General features: G+C 69.8%; 16 protein-coding genes. 11 read left to right on the forward strand and 5 right to left on the reverse strand.

Annotation, left to right across the window (positions count from 1 at the left end):
* The first annotated feature begins 128 nt into the window (after nucleotides 1-128).
* From C9992_RS08720 to C9992_RS08730, 3 genes are all read left to right on the forward strand, one after another.
* Nucleotides 129-1,451: an ABC transporter substrate-binding protein gene (locus C9992_RS08720; protein ID WP_106815167.1), complete on the forward strand. Its 1,323-nt coding sequence runs from the start codon at nucleotides 129-131 to the stop codon at nucleotides 1,449-1,451.
* 87 nt (nucleotides 1,452-1,538) lie between these two features.
* On the forward strand, nucleotides 1,539-2,471 hold the full coding sequence (locus C9992_RS08725; RefSeq protein WP_106815168.1) for a carbohydrate ABC transporter permease: 933 nt from the start codon (nucleotides 1,539-1,541) through the stop codon (nucleotides 2,469-2,471).
* Nucleotides 2,468-3,385, forward strand: coding sequence for a carbohydrate ABC transporter permease (locus tag C9992_RS08730; RefSeq protein WP_235008134.1), 918 nt, complete (start codon nucleotides 2,468-2,470; stop codon nucleotides 3,383-3,385). The genes C9992_RS08725 and C9992_RS08730 overlap by 4 nt, the downstream gene beginning before the upstream one ends.
* A 12-nt stretch (nucleotides 3,386-3,397) precedes the next feature.
* On the opposite strand, the gene C9992_RS08735 is transcribed toward C9992_RS08730, so the two are convergent.
* Nucleotides 3,398-4,180, reverse strand: coding sequence for a nucleotidyltransferase domain-containing protein (locus C9992_RS08735; RefSeq protein WP_106815169.1), 783 nt, complete (start codon nucleotides 4,178-4,180; stop codon nucleotides 3,398-3,400).
* A gap of 155 nt (nucleotides 4,181-4,335) precedes the next feature.
* On the opposite strand from C9992_RS08735, the gene C9992_RS08740 reads away from it, so the two are divergent.
* The 6 genes from C9992_RS08740 to C9992_RS08765 all read left to right on the forward strand — a co-directional run bounded on the left by C9992_RS08740 (nucleotide 4,336) and on the right by C9992_RS08765 (nucleotide 11,553).
* Nucleotides 4,336-4,752 (forward strand): L-rhamnose mutarotase, encoded by a 417-nt coding sequence (locus C9992_RS08740; RefSeq protein ID WP_106815170.1) that lies wholly within the window; start codon nucleotides 4,336-4,338, stop codon nucleotides 4,750-4,752.
* Nucleotides 4,749-5,915: an L-rhamnose isomerase gene (gene rhaI / locus C9992_RS08745; RefSeq protein ID WP_106815171.1), complete on the forward strand. Its 1,167-nt coding sequence runs from the start codon at nucleotides 4,749-4,751 to the stop codon at nucleotides 5,913-5,915. Before C9992_RS08740 ends, rhaI begins: the two co-directional genes overlap by 4 nt.
* 121 nt (nucleotides 5,916-6,036) lie before the next feature.
* On the forward strand, nucleotides 6,037-6,900 hold the full coding sequence (locus C9992_RS08750; protein WP_106815172.1) for an alpha/beta hydrolase: 864 nt from the start codon (nucleotides 6,037-6,039) through the stop codon (nucleotides 6,898-6,900).
* Complete coding sequence (locus C9992_RS08755; protein WP_106815173.1) at nucleotides 6,897-8,933, forward strand: bifunctional aldolase/short-chain dehydrogenase; 2,037 nt, start codon at nucleotides 6,897-6,899, stop codon at nucleotides 8,931-8,933. The genes C9992_RS08750 and C9992_RS08755 overlap by 4 nt, the downstream gene beginning before the upstream one ends.
* A gap of 148 nt (nucleotides 8,934-9,081) precedes the next feature.
* Nucleotides 9,082-10,527 (forward strand): rhamnulokinase, encoded by a 1,446-nt coding sequence (locus tag C9992_RS08760; protein ID WP_106815174.1) that lies wholly within the window; start codon nucleotides 9,082-9,084, stop codon nucleotides 10,525-10,527.
* A 36-nt stretch (nucleotides 10,528-10,563) separates the two neighbouring features.
* The gene (locus C9992_RS08765; protein WP_106815175.1) at nucleotides 10,564-11,553 is read left to right on the forward strand and encodes a serine hydrolase domain-containing protein; all 990 of its coding nucleotides are present in this window, start codon (nucleotides 10,564-10,566) and stop codon (nucleotides 11,551-11,553) included.
* 18 nt (nucleotides 11,554-11,571) lie between these two features.
* On the opposite strand, the gene C9992_RS08770 is transcribed toward C9992_RS08765, so the two are convergent.
* Nucleotides 11,572-12,588, reverse strand: coding sequence for a LacI family DNA-binding transcriptional regulator (locus C9992_RS08770; protein WP_106815176.1), 1,017 nt, complete (start codon nucleotides 12,586-12,588; stop codon nucleotides 11,572-11,574).
* A gap of 155 nt (nucleotides 12,589-12,743) precedes the next feature.
* Here C9992_RS08770 and C9992_RS18210 point away from each other — a divergent pair, with 155 nt between their 5' ends.
* Nucleotides 12,744-12,890: a hypothetical protein gene (locus tag C9992_RS18210; RefSeq protein ID WP_200826269.1), complete on the forward strand. Its 147-nt coding sequence runs from the start codon at nucleotides 12,744-12,746 to the stop codon at nucleotides 12,888-12,890.
* Nucleotides 12,891-12,899: 9 nt separating this feature from the next.
* Here C9992_RS18210 and C9992_RS08775 read toward each other — a convergent pair whose 3' ends face one another.
* The 3 genes from C9992_RS08775 to C9992_RS08785 are packed head-to-tail and all read right to left on the reverse strand — an operon-like array spanning nucleotide 12,900 to nucleotide 16,527.
* On the reverse strand, nucleotides 12,900-13,745 hold the full coding sequence (locus C9992_RS08775; protein WP_106815177.1) for a transglutaminase family protein: 846 nt from the start codon (nucleotides 13,743-13,745) through the stop codon (nucleotides 12,900-12,902).
* Nucleotides 13,742-14,674, reverse strand: a complete 933-nt coding sequence (locus C9992_RS08780) for an alpha-E domain-containing protein (protein ID WP_106815178.1) — start codon at nucleotides 14,672-14,674, stop codon at nucleotides 13,742-13,744. Before C9992_RS08780 ends, C9992_RS08775 begins: the two co-directional genes overlap by 4 nt.
* Complete coding sequence (locus C9992_RS08785) at nucleotides 14,668-16,527, reverse strand: circularly permuted type 2 ATP-grasp protein (protein WP_235008136.1); 1,860 nt, start codon at nucleotides 16,525-16,527, stop codon at nucleotides 14,668-14,670. The genes C9992_RS08780 and C9992_RS08785 overlap by 7 nt, the downstream gene beginning before the upstream one ends.
* A 240-nt stretch (nucleotides 16,528-16,767) precedes the next feature.
* Between C9992_RS08785 and C9992_RS08790 the strand changes: the two genes are divergently transcribed.
* Entirely contained in the window at nucleotides 16,768-18,297 is a 1,530-nt protein-coding gene (locus tag C9992_RS08790) for a molybdopterin-dependent oxidoreductase (protein ID WP_235008159.1), read from the forward strand.
* The last annotated feature ends 4 nt before the right edge of the window (nucleotides 18,298-18,301 follow it).

Here is an 18,301-nt window from a genome sequence, read left to right on the forward strand (position 1 = left end):
CGGAAGGGACGTACCTTACGAGGGTTGAATGGTTTCAACGCCACCCGGGCGGTGAAGGCCATCAGCGCAGCACCAGGGAATCCGGCAGCGTGGGCGGACCATCCGCTCGGCTTTACAAGGAGGTAAAGATGAAGAGCTCCCCGACCAGGAGGATCCTCGTCGCAGGCGCGGGAATCGTGGCACTCGCCGTGCCGCTCGCCGCGTGCAGCGGCGGCGGCGGATCGAGCGATGGCAAGGTCGAGATCAGTTATCTCACCCAGAACGACGACGCCAACACCAACCAGGCCAAGGCCCTCATCGCCGCTTTCGAGAAGGCGAACCCCGACATCACCGTCAAGCTCGAAACGCAGCCAGGCGGCACCGAGGGTGACAACCTCATGAAGACGAAGCTGTCCACCGACTCGATGAACGACGTCTTCCACTACAACTCGGGGTCGCTCCTGCAGGCGCTCAATCCCGACCAGACCCTCGTCGACCTGAGCGACGAAGACTGGGTCGCCGACCTCACCGACGACTTCAAGCAGGTCGTGTCCACCGACAACGGGCTGTATGGCGCCCCTTGGGGAACCTCGTTCGCCGGTGCGGTGCTCTACAACAAGAAGGTCTACGAGCAGCTGGGCCTCGAGGTTCCCACGACCTGGGACGAATTCATCGCGAACAGCGAGAAGATCAAGGCTGAGGGCGGCGGAGTCGCCCCGATCCTGCAGTCCTTCGGTGACACCTGGACAAGCCAGCTGTTCGTGCTCGGCGACTTCGCGAACGTCTCTGCGGTCAACCCGGACTGGGCTGAGGAATACACCGCCAACGACCCGAACGCGAAGTACGTCGAGGAGCCGGCGTTCGCCGGGTTCGCTCACGGCGCCGAGGTCTACGAGAAGGGGCTCCTGAACGAGGACTTCGCCTCCATGACCAACGCGCAGGCGATGAACGCCCTCGCGGAGGGCACGGGGGCCCAGTACCCGATGCTGTCGGCGACGATCTCGCAGGTGCAGCAGGACAACCCCGATCTGGTGAACGACATCGGCGTGTTCGCGCTGCCCGCCGCCGACGCCGCTGACACGGCGATCACCATGTGGCAGCCCAACGCCATCTACATCGCGAAGAGCACCGAGGGCGACAAGCTCGAGGCGGCCAAGAAGTTCGTGGCGTTCGCGAACTCCGAGGAGGGCTGCCAGGTGCAGAACGAGGGCGGCTCCATCGCCGGCCCGTACGTGACGAGCGCATGCACCCTGCCCGACGATGTCCCTGCGCTCGTCGACGACATCCAGGCCTACTTCGACTCGGGCAAGACCGGGTCGGCGCTCGAGTTCCTGTCGCCCATCAAGGGACCCAACCTCGAGAACATCACCGTCGCCGTCGGCTCCGGCATCACCGGTCCCGAGGAGGGCGCCGCCCAGTATGACGAGGACGTGAAGAAGCAGGCTCAGCAGCTCGGGCTCGAAGGCTGGTGATCCCGCAGCGCATCCGCTGAGATCAGGTACACGACAAGGGGCCGGCGGTGGCACGCCGCCGGCCCCGCCTCACGAAGGAGTGATGACATGACGACCGCCGTCGCACCCACCGGAGCGGCCCCGCCCACCACGAAACCGGCCAAGCCTCCGGCCAAGCGCAAGGGCATCAAGAGCCCATACCCCAGCTGGTTCTACATCCCGGCGGCCGTGCTGTTCATCGTGTTCTTCGCCGTGCCCACGTTCGCCTCGTTCTACTTCTCGCTGACGCGCTGGACCCTGTTCGACGTCCAATTCATCGGGCTCGAGAACTTCGTCCAGTTCTTCCAGGAGCCCCAGCTGGTGCAGGGCTTCATCAACACGTTCATCTACGGGTTCACCACGTCGGCCGCGAAGGTGGTGCTGGGACTCGCCTTGGCACTGCTGCTGACGGGCCCGACACTCGGCCGCGGGTACCTGCGCGCCGTCGTCTTCTTCCCCGTGCTCGTCTCGACCGTGGGCGTGGGCCTCACGTTCAAGGCTCTCCTCGACCCGTTCCACGGGGTGGTCAACAACGTGCTGGGTTTCTTCCACCTCCCTGAGCCCGGGTGGTACACCGACCCGAGCCTGGCTCTGCTGACTGTCGCCGGCGTCGACATCTGGAAGGGAGTCGGCATCGCGACCCTCATCTTCATGGCCGGCATCGTCGCCATCCCGCACGAGTACTTCGAGGCGGCACGCATGGACGGCGCCGGGGCCTGGTCGATCTTCCGGAACATCACGCTCCCCTTGGTGCGCCCCGCGACCGCCACCGTGATCATCCTTTCGCTCATCGGCGGCCTGCGCGAGTTCGCGATGATCTGGGCGATGACCAAGGGCGGTCCGGGATTCTCGAGCGACGTCATCGCCTCCGTCATCTACAAGCAGTACCAAGCCGGCTTCTTCGGCCTGTCCACCGCGGGCAACGTCATCCTCTTCATCGTGGTGACGGCCATCATGGTGCCCCTTTCGTGGTTCCTCAACAGAAGGGAGGCGGAGCTGTGACCGTCACGGAGACTCTCACCACCGCGGACGCCCGCAGGCTGCGCGGCGGTCGTCGCCCGAAGGAGGACCGACGCCCGATGACGCTGCGTCGCTGGTTGCGGAAATACCTCGTCGGCATCATCGCGATCATCGTCTCGATCGTGGTCTTCATCGTGCCCTTCGTGTTCGTGTTCCTGCAGTCCGCCAAGAACCCGAAAGAGGCCGGACTGGTCGAGTTCAGCCTGCCCACGGAATGGCAGTTCTGGCCCAACTTCCTCGAGGTGATCCAGAAGAACGACTACCAGGTGTTGTGGGCCTTCCTCTGGACGACGATCATCACCGTCTTCAGTTGCGCCCTCATGGTGGTCTTCGCCTCGATGGTGGGCTACGTGCTGCAGCGCAAGCGCACCAAGCTGAACCCCTACATCAACTTCTTCGTGCTTGCCGCGCTGATCGTGCCGCCGGCCGTGGTGCCGACGATCTGGGTCCTGCAAGGCGTCGGACTCTTCAAGACGATCCCCGGCATGATCCTGATCGAGGCGACATTCGGACTCGCGTTCTGCATCCTGCTGTTCCGCGCATTCGTCGCCACGATCCCCAAGGAGCTCGACGAAGCCGCGATCATCGACGGAGCCGGGCCGATGCGCCTCTTCTTCACGGTGGTGCTGCCGCTGCTGAAACCGGTGATCGTCACCGTCATCGTCGTCCAGGCAGTGTTCGTCTACGGAGACTTCCAGAACCCGCTGTACTTCCTCCCGGGCAACGACTACCCGACGGTTCAGCTGGGCCTCTACAACTTCCAGAGCCAGACGGTGAGCCAGTTCAACCTGCTCTTCATGTACATCCTGCTCACGACGATCCCGCCGTTGATCATGTACATCTTCTTCAACCGGCAGATCGTCGCGGGCATGACCAGCGGAGCCATCAAGGGGTGATGCGCCGTGTGCTCACCAGAACTCCGCGGGGATCGTCCCGCGGAGCCACGCCAGCTCGTTGTCGCGGATGAAGACCGACAGCGTGTTCTCCTGAGTGAGGCCGGCGCCGAGCCACTCGAACAGGAGCTCGAGCAGCGCGTCGCCGGTCTCGAGGTCGGGCTCGGCGACGGCCCGGTCCCAGGCGTCGAGGAAGCCCTCGGGCGTGGGGACGGTGCGCACCAGTCCGGAGATGTACTTCGGCCCCGGCATCATGACGTGCGACGCCGCGAGCGCCGCCCGTGCCGCGGCGAGCGTCAGGTGGAGCCCGGCGTGACGGCGCAGGAACTCGTCGCCCCGCTCGACGGCCTGCCGCAGGAAGTAGCCGCCGTACAGCCGCGCCTGCGAGAGATGGGAGCGCACGCGCTCCTCCCACACGCCGTCGGGGAGGTTCGTGATCCGCTCGAGCGTGGCTTCCAACCCGGGAAGCACGCTCCACGCGATGCGCGCCCCCTGGAAAGACGCACGCGTCGGGTCGTCGGCGCGCTCGGCCGCGGTCTCGAGGTACGAGGGACTCGCGAGCTTGATGTCGATGTACGAGCCGGGGTAGTCCACGCCGTAACGCTCGATCCACGCGAAGCGCCCCGCCGCCGTCTCGGCGGCGAAGCGCTCCTCGTCGACGACGAGATACACGTCGACATCCGAGTCCGCGCGTTCCCGGCCCTGCGCGACGGAGCCGATCGCCACGACCGCCAGTGCGCCGGGCTGATCCTTCACGGAGTCGACGTAGGCGTTCAGCGCCCTTTCCTGCTGTTCCACGCGTGCTCCTTCGCATCGGGTCGGGCCCCACGTTATCGGCACTGCACGGGCAATCGCTTTCCCACTTGCGCGAATGCGCAATGCGGCCTATCGTTGAAACGATTCATAAACCTGGCTCCGATTCGGCGCCGCCGAGACACGCGAAGGAGCGCGCCATGACCGCCGAGACGGCACCCACGCGGGTCTGCTTCCAGCTGCAGGTGCGGCCCGAGCTGCTCGACGAGTACATCGCGCGGCACAGCCCCGTCTGGCCCGAGATGCTGGCGGAGATCGAAGCGGCGGGCCGCCGCAACTACTCGCTGTTCCTCGCCGAGGGCGGCCGGCTCATCGGCTACTACGAGACCGACGACGACGCAGCCGCGCAGGCCTACCTCGCGGCATCCGAGATCGCCGCCCGCTGGGAGGCCGAGATGGCCGGGTTCTTCGTCGGGCTCGACGGTCGTCCGGATCAGGTCGCGACGCCCTTGACCGAGATCTTCAACCTCCACGACCAGCTCGCCGCCGCACGGGGCGCGGCCTCCGAGCGCACCTCCCCGACCGACCCCGCTCATCAAGAAGGCAACGCATCATGACGACGCTGTCACCCGACATCCTCTCCACCCTCGAAGGCCAGGGCATCGAGCTGCCCAGCTGGGCGTTCGGCAACTCCGGCACGCGCTTCCGGGTGTTCACGACCGCCGGCACGCCTCGCGACCCGTACGAGAAGATCGCGGATGCCGCGCAGGTCAACGCGTACACGAGGCTCGCGCCGAGCGTCGCCCTGCACATCCCGTGGGACAAGGTCGACGACTACGCCGACCTGCGACGGCACGCCGAGGAGCTGGGCGTGAAGCTCGGCACGATCAACTCGAACACCTTCCAGGACGAGGATTACAAGTTCGGGGCGCTCACCCACCACGACGACCGGATCCGCCAGAAGGCCATCGATCACCACTTCGAGTGCATCGACATCATGAACGAGACCGGCTCGCGCGACTTGAAGATCTGGCTCGCGGAGGGCTCGAACTACCCGGGCCAGGCCGACATGCGCGCCCGCCAGGACCGGCTGCACGACTCGCTCCAGCAGATCTACGATCGCCTCTCCGGCGAGCAGCGCCTGGTGCTCGAGTACAAGTTCTTCGAGCCGGCGTTCTACCACACCGATGTTCCGGACTGGGGCACTTCGTACGCCCAGGTCGCGGCCCTCGGCGACCGGGCGGTGGTGTGCCTCGACACCGGTCACCACGCGCCGGGCACGAACATCGAGTTCATCGTCATGCAGCTGCTGCGCCTGGGAAAGCTCGGCTCGTTCGACTTCAACTCCCGCTTCTACGCCGACGACGACCTCATCGTCGGTGCGGCCGACCCGTTCCAGCTGTTCCGCATCATCTTCGAGGTCGTGCGCGGCGGGGGATTGAACAACCCGGACGTGGCGTTCATGCTCGACCAGTGCCACAACATCGAGGACAAGATCCCGGGCCAGATCCGGTCGGTGCTGAACGTGCAGGAGATGACGGCGCGCGCCCTCCTCGTGGATCGCGACGCGCTCGCGGCCGCCCAGGAGGCCGACGACGTGCTCACGGCCAACGCCGTCTTCATGGATGCCTTCTACAGCGACGTGCGACCGGCGCTGGCCGAATGGCGCGAGTCGCGGGGCCTCGCCGGCGACCCGATGGCCGCCTACGCCGCCTCGGGCTACCAGCAGAAGATCGCCGCGGATCGCGTCGGGGGCACCCAGGCAGGCTGGGGCGCCTAGTCGCCTGCCGCGGATGCCGCACCCCGGCCGCTGACGCCCCCAAGACCCACCGGGGCGTGGGATGCCGATCCCCGCCCGGTGCACACCGAACCCGGCCTGTCCGGCACCCAGAAGGATTCAGATGAGCGAGCCCTACTCCGCCGCCGGCGGACTCGTGCGCGTCTACCCCGCACGGGAGCCCGACGGCACCGGACTGGTGTGGGCGCATGGTGGCGCGTTCGCGTTCGGCGACCTCGACATGCCCGAGTCCGACTGGGTCGCTGCGCGCCTGGCCGCACGCGGCACCACCGTGATCTCGGTCGACTACCGTCTGGCTCCGATTCCAGCGGAATGGGCGGATGCCGCTCGCCCGGCACGCGGGGGGCACCACTACCCCGCGGCATCCGATGACATGCTCGCAGCCTGGTCGTGGACGGCCGAGAACGCCGCCCGCCTGAGGATCGATGTGGAACGCCTCGCGATCGGCGGAACCAGCGCCGGCGGGAATCTGGCCGCCGGCGCCACCTTGCGCCTGATCGAGCGACGTGCGACCCCGCTCCCGGCCCTGGTGCTCCTGGCCTACCCGACCCTCCTGGCCGTTCAGCCGGCGCCGGGGCCCGACTTGCGGGCCGCGCTCGACGCGAATCCCGACGCCGACCGCTTCGGGCCGGACGCGATCCTCGGCATGTACGAGAACTACCTGGGTGGCCCTGTCGACCGCGCACCGCTCGGCGCCGTGCCCGGCACCGCGCGGCCGGTCGACCTGGCGCAGTTCCCGCCGACGCTCATCGTCAACAGCGAGGTCGACCAGCTGCGCGTGTCGGGCGAGGCGTTCGCGGCATCGCTGCGCGCCGCCGGCCGTCCCGTCGAGGTCGTGACCGAGCCTGGCACCGAGCACGGGCACCTCAACCGCCCCCAGGAGCCCGCGGCATCCGCCACGCTCGAAAAGCTCGCGACACGTCTCGCCGCCCTCCGAACCCCTGCCGCAATGAAGGACACACGATGACGAACGAGACCGTCCAGCAACTGATCACGCGGTCGAACCGCCTCGGCGCCGACCCGAAGAACACCAACTACGCCGGCGGCAACACGTCGGCCAAGGGCACCGCGACCGACCCGGTCACCGGCGAGCCCGTCGAGCTGCTGTGGGTGAAGGGCTCCGGCGGCGACCTCGGCACGCTGAAGGAGTCGGGGCTGGCGGTGCTGCGACTGGACCGCATGCGCGCGCTCGTGGACGTCTATCCCGGCGTGGAGCGCGAGGACGAGATGGTCGCCGCCTTCGACTACTGCCTGCACGGCAAGGGCGGGGCCGCTCCGTCGATCGACACCGCGATGCATGGCCTCGTGGACGCCGCGCATGTGGATCACCTGCATCCCGACTCGGGGATCGCGATCGCGACCGCCGCCGACGGCGAGGAGCTGACCCACAAGATCTTCGGCGACAAGGTGGTGTGGGTGCCGTGGCGTCGTCCGGGGTTCCAGCTGGGCCTGGACATCGCGGCCATCAAGGCGCGGAACCCGCAGGCGATCGGGACGATCCTCGGTGGCCACGGCATCACGGCCTGGGGCGACACCTCCGACCAGGCCGAGCAGAATTCGCTGTGGATCATCGAGACCGCCCAGGCCTACATCGATGAGCACGGCAAGGCCGACCCGTTCGGCGGCGTGCGCCCCGGTTTCGAGAAGCTTCCCGACGCCGAGCGACGTGCGAAGGCGGCAGCGCTCGCACCGACCATCCGCGGCCTCGCCTCGACCGACAAGCCGATGGTGGGCCACTTCACCGACAGCGACGTGGTGCTCGAGTTCCTGGCATCCGAGAAGGCGCCGGCACTCGCGGCTCTCGGCACCAGCTGCCCCGACCACTTCCTGCGCACGAAGGTGAAGCCCCTCATCCTCGACCTGCCGGCCTCGGCGTCGGTCGAGGAGACCATCGCGCGCCTGCACGAGCTGCACCAGGAGTACCGCGCCGATTACCAGGCGTACTACGACGCGCACGCCACCGCCGAGTCCCCCGCGATCCGCGGCGCCGACCCGCTCATCGTGCTCGTGCCGGGAGTCGGCATGTTCTCGTACGGCACCAACAAGCAGACCGCGCGTGTCGCCGGCGAGTTCTACGTCAACGCCATCAACGTCATGCGCGGCGCGGAGGCGCTGTCGACCTACTCCCCCATCTCCGACGCGGAGAAGTTCCGCATCGAGTACTGGGCGCTCGAAGAGGCCAAGCTCCAGCGCCTGCCGAAGCCCAAGACGCACCAGGGCCGGATCGCTTTCGTCACGGGCGCGGCATCCGGCATCGGCAAGGCCATCGCGACCCGCCTCGCCGCGGAGGGCGCGTGCGTCGTCGTCGCCGACCTCGACCTCGAGAAGGCGCAGGCCGCCGCCGCCGAGCTCGGCGACGCGGATGTCGCGATCGGCGTCGCCGCGAACGTCGCCGACGCCGGGGCGGTGCAGGACGCGCTGGACCAGGCCGTGCTGGCGTTCGGCGGCGTCGACCTGGTCGTCAACAACGCCGGACTGTCGCTGTCGAAGCCGCTGCTGGAGACCACCGAGAAGGACTGGGACCTGCAGCACGACGTGATGGCCAAGGGCTCGTTCCTGGTGTCGAAGGCGGCCGCGAAGATCCTCATCGAGCAGCAGCTCGGCGGCGACGTCATTTACATCTCGTCGAAGAACTCGGTCTTCGCCGGGCCCAACAACATCGCGTACTCGGCGACCAAGGCCGACCAGGCCCACCAGGTGCGGCTGCTCGCGGTTGAGCTCGGTGAGCACGGCATCCGCGTCAACGGCATCAACCCCGACGGCGTGGTGCGGGGCTCCGGAATCTTCGCCTCCGGCTGGGGGGCCAATCGCGCCGCCACCTACGGCGTCAAGGAAGAGGACCTCGGCCAGTTCTACGCGAACCGCACGATCCTCAAGCGCGAGGTCGTGCCCGAGAACGTCGCCGATGCGGTCTTCGTCCTCACCGGCCCCGAGCTCAGTCGCACCACGGGCCTGCACATCCCCGTCGACTCCGGCGTCGCCGCCGCCTTCCTGCGATGACGGCCCCGGGTCTGAGGCGTTTCGTCTCGGTCGCTGGCGCTCCCTCGCTCAACGACCGGGTCCCTGGGCCGGTCGTTGAGCGACGCTTCGGCTCGCTGGCCCTCGCTCAGCGCGGGTCTTCGCGAGACGAAACGCCCGGAGTCTCCCGATGACCGGCGGCGTGGTCGCGGCCGTCGACCTCGGGGCGACGAGCGGCCGCGTCATGCTCGGCTATGTGGCGGACGGGATGCTGCGCCTCGAGCAGGTCGCGCGGTTCCCGAACGGTCCGGTGCCCCGGCCCGACGGCCTGCACTGGGATTTCACGACGCTCTCCCGGCACATCGTGGACGGCCTTGCCGAGGCGTTCCGCCGAGAGCCGGCCATCGCGAGCATCGGCATCGACTCGTGGGCGGTCGACTACGGCCTCGTCCACGGGGAGGAGCTGCTGGGCGAGCCGTTCCACTACCGCGACGAGCGCACCGCTCGGGGCGTGGAGTGCGTGCACGCGGTGGCGGGGTTCGACGAGCTGTACCGCCGCAACGGCCTGCAGTTCCTGCCGTTCAACACGCTCTACCAGTACGCCGTCGAGCCCGCGCTCGCCGACGCCGAGGTCTCACTGCTCATCCCCGACCTCGTCGCCTTCCTGCTCACCGGTGCCCACGTCGCCGAGCGCACCAACGCGTCCACCACCGGGCTGCTCGACGTGCGCACGGGCGAATGGGACCGGGAGCTCGCCACTCGCCTGGGCCTTCCGGCATCCGTCCTTCCGCGGCTCGTGGATCCGGGGACGCGGATCGGCACGCTGCACGGTGAGGCGCGCGAGCGCATCGGCCGGCCGCTCGAGGTGATCGCCGTCGGTTCGCACGACACGGCGTCCGCGGTCGTCGCGGTGCCGCTGAGCACCGCCGATGCGGCCTACATCTCATGCGGCACGTGGGGCCTGGTCGGCGTCGAGCTCGACGAGCCGGTGCTCACGGACGCCGCGCGCGAGGCCAACTTCACCAACGAAGGCGGTGTGGACGGCCGGATCCGATTCCTCCACAACGTGACCGGACTGTGGCTGTTGAGCGAGACGGTGCGCACGTGGGAAGAGGAAGACGGTGCGGACATCGACCTCCCCGGATTGCTGGATGCCGCCGCCCAGGTCACCGGCGACATCCCGCTGTTCGATGCGAACGACCCGCGCCTGTCGGCGCCTGGCGACATGCCCGCTCGTATCGGCGCGGTGCTCGCGGAGGCCGGCGCCGCAGTGCCGGCGACGCGCGAGGCCTTCGCCCGCAGCATCGTCGAGAGCATCGCGCAGGCGTTCGCCGACGCCGTGGCCACCGCCGGCCGGCTCACGGGGCGCGACGTCGACGTGATCCACATGGTGGGCGGTGGGGCGCTGAACCGCCTGCTGTGTCAGGCGACAGCCGACCGCTCCGCTCTGCCGGTGCTGGCAGGGCCGGTGGAGGCCACTGCCCTCGGCAACGTGCTGGTGCAGGCACGGGCCCACGGCTGGTTCGGCGCGGACGCGTCCCTGGAAGACCTGCGGCGCGCCGTGGCGGCATCCGTCTCACCGGCACGCTACGACCCGCGGCAGGACCTCAGCCTGCCGAGCGAGCGCGCCTCGTAGGCGCGACGACGCGACATCATCCGCGAGGAGCGAGGCATGGGCGAATACGGAGCGGCCTTCGACTGGGCCCGGCGCCAGGTGGAGAGCGGGCGCCTGCCCACGGCCGTCCTCGGCCTCGCCACGGCCGACGGTGTGGTCGCCCTCGACGCCTTCGGCGCGACCGAGGGGCGCCCGGCGCGCATCGACGATCCGTACTGGCTGTTCTCCATCACCAAGGTGCTCACCGGGCTCACAGCCGCCCGCGCGGTCGAGCGTGGGTTCCTGACGCCCGAGACACCGCTGGCCGAGGCGATCCCCGAGTTCGGCGCCGACCGCGACGACGTCGTGCGGCTGCGGCATCTCGTGAGCCACACCTCCGGCATCCCCGAGCCGACGATGGATCCGCCGGAGGAGTTGCGGGCGGCCCTCCTGGCGCCGGGACGCGACTTCGTCGCCGGCACGGTGTCGCGGTACTCGACCATCGCGTTCGACGGCATCGCGGAGCTCGTGCGGGACCGTGCGGGATGGGAGTGGGATGCCGACATCACGGCGTGGGCGGCCGCCATCGACGCTCACGGGCTCACGCTCGATCCCTCCGTCGACCCGCACACCGTCATCGACGCCGAGCGACTTGGACTGGACATGCGGAGGTTCGCGCGGCACCGCAATCCCGGCGCGGGGTTCATCGGCACCGCGCACGACCTGCTCGCCCTCGGCGCGGCGCTGCTGCGGATCGGGAGCGGCCAAGCCGGCGGCATCGTGCAGCCGGCGACGCTGGCGATGATGCTGCGTCCCCTCACCGGCTACATCCCCCGGCTGGAGCCCTATCGGGCCGAACGCGGGCAGGACTGGGGCTTCACCTGGAACCTCCGCACGCGCGCCCCGGGTCTCATCGACCGCGACGTGTACGGTCACGGCGGCTGGGCGGGCACCGAGTTCTGGGTCCACCCGAGCGCCGGCATCGCCTACGTGCTCCTCACGAACCAGGCGGAGCGTCCTGGCGTCGACGTCGACGAGCTCGACAACGCGGTCGTCTCGGCGGTCTGAGGCCGCCGCTCGTCACGGTCACACGCGCGGCGGCGCGGTCGACGTGCGTACGACCAGCCGGGCTTCGAACGTCTCGCGCGCGGGCTCGGCGCGGCCCTCGAACCGCTCCAGCAGCATCCGCACGGCGCGCGCGCCCATCGCCTCACCCGGCTGGTGCACGGTCGTGAGCCCGAGGGCCGGGTGCGAGGCCATGGTGACGTCGTCGTACCCGATCACGGCCAGCGGGACCCCCGCCTGCGCTGCGGCGCGCAGAGCGCCGAAGGCGAGCTCGTCGTGCGCGGCGAAGACGGCCGTCACCGGCGTCCCGGCCCGAAGCTCCCGCCGCACGACCTCGAACGCTGCGGCCTCCCCTTCGTCGGTGCGCCAGACGCGGGCGTCGTCGCCGTGTCCTGCCGCCGCCATCGCCGCCAGGTACTCGCGCAGCCGTACCCCGTGCGGGAACGGCTCGGTCTCGTCCGATTCGTGCAGCGTGAGATGGGCCACGCGCGTATGCCCGGCCCCGAAGAGGTGCTGCATGGCCGCCCGGGCGCCTGCCGCGTCGTCTCCGGCGACCACGTCGTACCGGTCGGAGATGTCGTGGCGGCCGAACATCACCATCGGCACCGAGGTCGCGATGCTCTCGAGCCGCGTGTCGTCCACGCGTGGCGAGACCGCGATCAGCCCGTCGACCTGCCTGTCCAGCAGGGCCTCGAGCGCGCGCCACCCCTCCCGCGAGCCGGCCTCGGCAGGGGCGATGATGAGCTGATAGGGGGTGCCGTCGAGCGCCTCGGTGGCGCCCTTCACGATGCGCGCGAAGAAGTGGTTGGTGAGGTCGGGGAGCTCGATGCCGATCGTGTAGGTGCGTCCGCGCATCGCGCGAGCAGCGATCCGCGGGCGGTAGTTCAGCTCGGTCATCGCGGCGGTCACGCGCTCGCGCATCGCGTCGCTCACGCCGTAGGCGTTGCGCAGCACCTTCGACACCGCCGCGCGCGAGACACCGGCCACCCGTGCGACGTCCTCGATCGTCGCATGGCGGCGGGCTGGGGCATCCGTCATTCTTCTCCTCCGCGCTGCGGCCTCGCAGGCAAACGTACCCCGGGCGGAGCGTGCGCCTCGTCCGGCACGACGAGCCACCGGGACGGCGATCCAGTCGTCGGTGCGCCGGCGTCAAGGCCCTGCACGGCACCGACCCGTGGGCCTAGCGTGTCGGCATGGACGAACAGCGGAACACGGACAGCACGCCCGACGAGGAGGCGCCGCTCGGCGGCGACGAGACGACCGAGGAGCAGCTGGAGGCCGACAACCCGGTGGAGAAGGACACCCTCGAGACCCTCGACCCCAACGACCCGCCCGCCTGAGCAGCGCCGCTACGCCTCGCGGGTGATGGTCACCTTCACGTGCAGGCTGCTCTTGAAGGGGCCGGCGTAGACGCCGCGCAGCGGCGGCACGTCGCCGTAGTCGCGGCCGCGACCGACCAGCACGTGCCGGTCGCCGATCTCGATGTTGTTCGTGGGGTCGAAGCCCTGCCACTGGCCGGCGAACCACTCCACCCAGGCGTGCGACTCGCCGGTGACCGCCTCCCCGACCTCGGCTGACGGCCGCGGGTGCAGGTAGCCCGACACGTACCGGGCCGGGATGCCGACCTCCCGCAGCGCCCCGAGCGTGATGTGCGCGATGTCCTGACAGACGCCCTTGCGCGCCTCCCACGACTCCGCCGCCGTCGAGTGCACACCGGTGATTCCCGACATGTACTCCATGCCGTCGCCGATCGCGACGGCGATGGCATGGGCGGCCCGTCCGGGGTGATCGTGCTGTGCGGCGATCGTGCGGGCGAGCTCGGCGACCTCTTCGTGCGGGCGCGTCCGGCGGGTCTGCGACAGCTGCTCGACCGTGTCGATCGAGCGGTTCGCCTCGCGCGCGAGGGCCTCCCACGTGACATCGATGTGCTCCAGCGGACGCGGACGCACCTCTACGAGCGACCGCGCCGTGATCGTGAGCGACGAGTGCGGCGACAGCACGTCGAACGCCGCCACGCGCGTGCCGAAGTAGTCGACGTACTGATTGACGGACGTGGACGGCTCGATGTCCAGCGACGAGTTCAGCACGAACTGGCTGTCGGTCGAACCCGGCAGCATGCGGGCCTCGTTGTAGGACGCGGTCACGTCGCCCTGGTAGCGGAATCCCGTCTGGTGCTCGATGCGGAGCCTTTTCATGAGATCTCCCCGATCCAGCTCGGCTCGGCCTGCGTCGGGAAGAACCGGCTGCGGATCGCCTCGGATGCCTCGCGCGTGACCTGCTGCACCCGGTCCATGTGCGTCGGCAGCTCGCCGAGGATCTCGGAGATCGGCCGGTACTCGAGGTCGTTGCGGATCTGGCCGAGCGCGCGCAACACGGTGTTCGAATGCCCCACCCGGTCGGCGCGCGGGTCGATCGCGCTCATGCACTCCTCGGCGCGCTGGATCGAGTAGATGATCGACCGCGGGAAGAGCCGGTCCAGCAGCAGGAACTCGGCGGCGTTGCGGGCGCTCGGCATGCCGCGGTAGGTCCGCAGGTACGCCTCGTAGGCACCGCAGGAGCGGAGGATCGTCGTCCAGGATGGTCCGGATGCCTCGGTCAGCGACCGCGTCGCCAGGAGCCGTGCCGTCATGTCCGTGCGCTCGATGCTGCGTCCGAGCGTGAAGAACTGCCATGCCTCGTCGCGGCTCGTGGAGGAGTCGACGATGCCGACGGCCAGCGCTGCGCGTTCGCGGACCCATTGGAAGAACTCGTGCACGCGGTCGGCCTGCAGGCGTCGCGGCATCCGTGCGCTGGTGGTGTTGAGGATCTCCCACAGCTCCGTCGACACGATCTCCCGCGCCCGGCGCGCGTTCTCGCGGGCCGCGGTGAGGGCGTACGCGATGCTCGACGGGTTCATGCGGTCCACGGCCAGGCGCGACAGCACGTCTTCGCGGCGGACCTGCGCCACGCTCTCGGGCGGCAGCGACCCCATGACGCTCAGCAGCGACCGGCAGGCGGTGTCCTCGTCGATCCAGGGGTCCTCCAGCAGCAGCTGCAGGTGCACGTCGAGGATGCGCGCCGTCCCGTCCGACCGCTCCACATAGCGCCCGATCCAGAACAGACTCTCCGCGATGCGACTCAGCACGGGGTGTCCTCGACGGCTCGGGGCGTTTCGTCTCGGTCGCTGGCGCTCCCTCGCTCAACGACCGGACCCCCGGTCGTTGAGCGAGCGAAGCGAGACGAAACGCCTGGACCCCCGGTCGTTGAGCGAGCGAAGCGAGACGAAACGCCTGGACCCCCGGTCGTTGAGCGAGCGAAGCGAGACGAAACGCCCTCCGACACGGCCTGCTGCTGCTGCTCCTGCTGCTCGGTGGGTGTGCGGGGACGGTCGTGCGGGGAGTGCGTCGGCTCGTTCTGCGCCTCGTACACGATCGGGATGGCGGCCGTGACGGCGGCCGCCTGATCGGCCACCAAGCCCGGCACGCCCTGCCCCTGCCCGTACTCGACGTGAGAGGGCGCCGAGCCGCCGACGACCCACGTGTCCTTGGACCCGCCGCCCTGGCTGGAGTTCACCACGAGCTGTCCCTCGGGCAGCGCGACCCGGGTGAGTCCGCCCGGCAGCACCCAGATGTCCTCGCCGTCGTTCACGGCGAAAGGTCGCAGGTCGGCGTGGCGCGGGCGCATCCCGTCCTCGACGAGAGTCGGGATGGTCGACAGCATGACGACGGGCTGCGCGATCCACCCGCGCGGGTCGGCGAGCAGGCGCTGGCGGAGCTTCTCGAGCTCGGCGGGCGAGGCATCCGGTCCCACCACCAGGCCCTTTCCTCCCGAGCCGTCGACGGGCTTGACCACCAGCTCATCGAGGCGATCGAGCACCTCCTCCAGTGCCGCGGGGTCCTCCAGGCGCCACGTGTCGACGTTCTTGAGGATCGGCTCCTCGGCCAGGTAGTACCGGATGAGGTCGGGGACGTAGGTGTAGAGCAGCTTGTCGTCGGCCACGCCGTTGCCCACCGCGTTGGCGATCGTGACGTTGCCCAGTCGCGCGGCGAGCATGAGCCCGGGCGCACCGAGCATCGAGTCGGCGCGGAACTGCAGCGGGTCGAGGAAGTCGTCGTCGACGCGGCGGTAGATGACGTCGACGCGTTTGGGTCCGCGGGTGGTGCGCATGAACACCTTGCCGCCGATGCACAGCAGGTCACGACCTTCGACGAGCTCGACGCCCATGAGGCGCGCGAGCAGCGTGTGCTCGAAGTAGGCGGAGTTGTAGACGCCCGGGGTGAGCACGACCACGTTGGGGTCCTCGATACCCGCCGGCGCTGAGGCCCGCAGCGCCGCGAGCAGCTTGTTCGGGTAGTCGCCGACAGGCCGCACCCGCATCGAGACGAACAGCTCGGGCAGCGTCTGGGCCATGACGCGACGGTTCGAGATCACGTAGCTGACGCCGGAGGGCACGCGCACGTTGTCTTCGAGCACGCGCATCTCGCCGTGCTCGTCGCGGATCAGATCGATGCCCGACACCTGGATGCGCACGCCGTTGGCGGAGTGGATGCCGGCGGCCTGGCGATAGAAGTACTGCGAGCTGGCGATGAGCCCGGCAGGGAGGATCTCATCGCGCACGCAGTGCTGGTGTCCGTAGGCGTCGTCGAGGAAGGCCTCCAGCGCCCGCACGCGCTGCTTCACGCCGGCCTCGATGCGCGACCACTCGTCGTAGGTGATGACGCGGGGCACGGCATCCAGCGGGAACGGCCGCTCCTCGCCGGCGAAGTCGAACGTGACGCCCTGCGCCAGGTAGGAGCTGGCCAGCGAGTCGGTGCGGCCGCGCAGCTCCTCCTGGGTCATCTGGGCCAGCGCCTGATACAGCTCGCGGTACGCCTCACGCGATTCGGCCGGCGCACCGGGATGCGAAGGGCTGCCGAACATCTCGTCGAACGCGGGGACTCCCGAGGGCGTCTTGCGGGGCGTCAGCGTCGAGCCGTAGCCGTCGAACAGATCACCCATGCGACGAGCCTAATGCGGGGCATGTTGCCGCAGTGTTTCGCGGGATGCCGCGGCGCGCGCGGTGCCGCATCTCACCGGCTCCTCGTGCAGAGGCCCTCCAGACGCCCGGGGCGCCTTCCGCGGACGTACCCTTGCATCGTGGCGGATCCGCAGCGAGAGCACGGCACCCCGGCACCCCTCGCCGCCGTGGCAGGAGTGGCCGCCGTCGTGTTCGGCGCGGGGCTCGGAGAGCTCACCGCGATGCTCGTCGCTGCGGCGTCGAGCCCCTTCGCCGTGATCGGCGCCACCCTCATCGACCTCGCTCCGCCGTGGGCGAAGGATGCCGCGATCTCGCTGTTCGGGACGGCCGACAAGGCGGCGCTCCTGGTGGGCATCGGCCTCGTCGCGGTGATCCTCGCGGCCCTCGCCGGCTGGCTGGAGGCCCGCTTCCCTCCGTGGGGCGCCATCGTCGTCGGCGTCTTCGGACTGGTCGGAGCGGTGGCGGCGACGACACGGCCGGGCGCGGGGGGCCTCGCGTGGCTCCCGTCCGTGGTCGCCGGGCTCGCAGGCGCCCTCGCCCTCAGGCTCCTGGTCCGGCTGCTGGCCTCGACCGGCGTCTCGGCCGCCGCGCGCCCCCTCGCGCGGACGAGCGCCGCGGTCCAGGCCGCCGCATCGGAGCCGCTCGATCCGGGAGCCCTGCGCCCGGAGCCGCAGCTGCCGAGTCGGACCAGCCGACGGGCGTTCTTCGCCTGGGCCGGCGCCGCGGCGGCAGCGGGGATCCTCGCGGCGGTCGTCGGCGTGCGGGGCGCGACCTCGGCCACGGTGGCGGCGGTCCGCCGCGCCGTGAAGCTGCCGGCGCCGGTGGTGGCGGCATCCCCCGTCCCGCAGGGTGCGGAGTTCGACATCGCGGGTCTTGCCGACCTCGTGACGCCGAACGACCGCTTCTACCGCATCGACACGGCGCTCATCGTGCCTGACGTCGATCCCGCCGACTGGCGGCTGCGCGTGCACGGCATGGTCGCGAACGAGTTCGAGCTGACGTGGGACGAGCTGCTGGCACTGCCGCTCGAAGAGTCGTGGACCACCCTGACCTGCGTGTCGAACGAGGTCGGCGGCACCCTCATCGGCAACGCCCGGTGGCTCGGCTACCCGATCCGCGAGCTCCTTGATCGCGCCGGCCCCCTTGCCGACGCCGACATGGTGCTCTCGCGCTCCGTCGACGGGTTCACGGCATCCACTCCGCTGGAAGCGCTCACCGACGGGCGCAACGCCATCCTCGCCGTCGGCATGAACGGCACGCCGCTGCCGCTGGAGCACGGCTTCCCGGTGCGCATGGTGGTGCCCGGGCTGTACGGCTACGTCTCGGCGACGAAGTGGGTCACCGAGCTCGAGGTGACCCGGTTCGACCGGGCGACGGCGTACTGGACGACGCGAGGGTGGTCCGAGCGCGGCCCGATCAAGCTCGAGTCGCGCATCGACGTGCCCCGCAAGGCGCAGGGCCTCCGAGCCGGAGACACGGTGATCGCCGGCGTCGCGTGGCACCAGGGTGTCGGCATCGCCGGCGTCGAGGTGCAGGTCGACGACGGTCCGTGGCAGCAGGCGCAGCTGGCCAGTGCCATCTCTGACGACACCTGGGTGCAATGGAGCATGCCGTGGACCGCGACGGTCGGCGACCACCTCATCCGGTGCCGCGCAACCGGCAAGGACGGACAGACCCAGACCGACCAGCGGCGCCCGCCCGCACCCGACGGCGCCACGGGGTGGCACGAGCGATTCCTCACCGTCTTCTGATCCG

The organism is Microbacterium timonense, assembly GCF_900292075.1.
GTDB classification, from domain to species: domain Bacteria; phylum Actinomycetota; class Actinomycetes; order Actinomycetales; family Microbacteriaceae; genus Microbacterium; species Microbacterium timonense.

Bases quoted from the DNA above. Each gene is read 5' to 3' on its own strand.
- C9992_RS08720 (WP_106815167.1), top strand. From the start codon at position 129: ATGAAGAGCTCCCCGACCAGGAGGATCCTCGTCGCAGGCGCGGGAATC.
- C9992_RS08725 (WP_106815168.1), top strand. From the start codon at position 1,539: ATGACGACCGCCGTCGCACCCACCGGAGCGGCCCCGCCCACCACGAAA.
- C9992_RS08740 (WP_106815170.1), top strand. From the start codon at position 4,336: ATGACCGCCGAGACGGCACCCACGCGGGTCTGCTTCCAGCTGCAGGTG.
- rhaI (WP_106815171.1), top strand. From the start codon at position 4,749: ATGACGACGCTGTCACCCGACATCCTCTCCACCCTCGAAGGCCAGGGC.
- C9992_RS08750 (WP_106815172.1), top strand. From the start codon at position 6,037: ATGAGCGAGCCCTACTCCGCCGCCGGCGGACTCGTGCGCGTCTACCCC.
- C9992_RS08755 (WP_106815173.1), top strand. From the start codon at position 6,897: ATGACGAACGAGACCGTCCAGCAACTGATCACGCGGTCGAACCGCCTC.
- C9992_RS08760 (WP_106815174.1), top strand. From the start codon at position 9,082: ATGACCGGCGGCGTGGTCGCGGCCGTCGACCTCGGGGCGACGAGCGGC.
- C9992_RS08765 (WP_106815175.1), top strand. From the start codon at position 10,564: ATGGGCGAATACGGAGCGGCCTTCGACTGGGCCCGGCGCCAGGTGGAG.
- C9992_RS08770 (WP_106815176.1), bottom strand. From the start codon at position 12,588: ATGACGGATGCCCCAGCCCGCCGCCATGCGACGATCGAGGACGTCGCA.
- C9992_RS18210 (WP_200826269.1), top strand. From the start codon at position 12,744: ATGGACGAACAGCGGAACACGGACAGCACGCCCGACGAGGAGGCGCCG.
- C9992_RS08775 (WP_106815177.1), bottom strand. From the start codon at position 13,745: ATGAAAAGGCTCCGCATCGAGCACCAGACGGGATTCCGCTACCAGGGC.
- C9992_RS08785 (WP_235008136.1), bottom strand. From the start codon at position 16,527: ATGGGTGATCTGTTCGACGGCTACGGCTCGACGCTGACGCCCCGCAAG.
- C9992_RS08790 (WP_235008159.1), top strand. From the start codon at position 16,768: ATGCTCGTCGCTGCGGCGTCGAGCCCCTTCGCCGTGATCGGCGCCACC.